This is a genomic window from Mesorhizobium sp. M7A.F.Ca.CA.004.06.1.1 (assembly GCF_003999135.1).
Lineage (GTDB): Bacteria > Pseudomonadota > Alphaproteobacteria > Rhizobiales > Rhizobiaceae > Mesorhizobium.
The window spans coordinates 1-604 of sequence record NZ_RZPQ01001369.1; the positions used below are offsets into that span (position 1 = coordinate 1).

At 56.5% G+C, this 604-nt stretch carries 1 protein-coding gene; it reads left to right on the forward strand.

Going from position 1 to position 604, the window contains the following annotated elements; genetic code table 11:
- Positions 1-172 precede the first annotated feature (172 nt).
- Positions 173-340 carry a 50S ribosomal protein L33 gene (gene rpmG, locus EN906_RS36380; RefSeq protein ID WP_006201775.1) on the forward strand — a complete coding sequence of 56 codons (168 nt, stop codon included), beginning with the start codon at positions 173-175 and terminating at the stop codon, positions 338-340.
- Positions 341-604 lie beyond the last annotated feature (264 nt).

Below are 604 nucleotides of genomic sequence, written 5' to 3' on the forward strand. Positions count from 1 at the left end.
GGCGACAGAAACAGCATGATTTCCGTTCACCAGCAGGCTCAGGCGGGTCGCACCAGGCTTGCCGGGCTTGACTTTCCGGGCGCGTTCTTTATGTGTCGCGCCAAGTTTCCCGCGTCCGGGTGTTTCCCCGTGCTCCAGCGGCCAAAACCCCACGAACAAACGGACTGATATCATGGCCAAAGCCGCAAACATCAAGATCAAGCTTCTGTCGACCGCCGACACCGGTTTCTTCTACGTGACCAGCAAGAACAGCCGCACCAAGACCGACAAGCTGTCGTTCCGCAAGTACGACCCGGTCGCCAAGAAGCACGTCGAATTCAAGGAAACCAAGATCAAGTAATCTGAGTTTCCCGCTGCAATGCCGAAACGCCGCCCAATGGGCGGCGTTTTTCGTTTGTAACCAGTTGATTTCGTTGCACGTGAGCAGAGACTGCAGCCAAAAGGATTGACCCTTCGCCAAGGTTGCGGCACCCTTCGCCGTGGGTTGGGTGTCATGAACAAGGCGCCTATGGATGTCGAAGAAGGTGAAAGCTGCAATCATTGCAGCCCTTGTCGCTCTGGTTGCTGGCTTCGCCGTCAGCAACGGGCTGATAAGCCAGCAGAC

What these genes read in the sequence shown, in the direction of transcription:
- rpmG (WP_006201775.1), top strand. Translation starts at nt 173, where the DNA reads ATGGCCAAAGCCGCAAACATCAAGATCAAGCTTCTGTCGACCGCCGAC.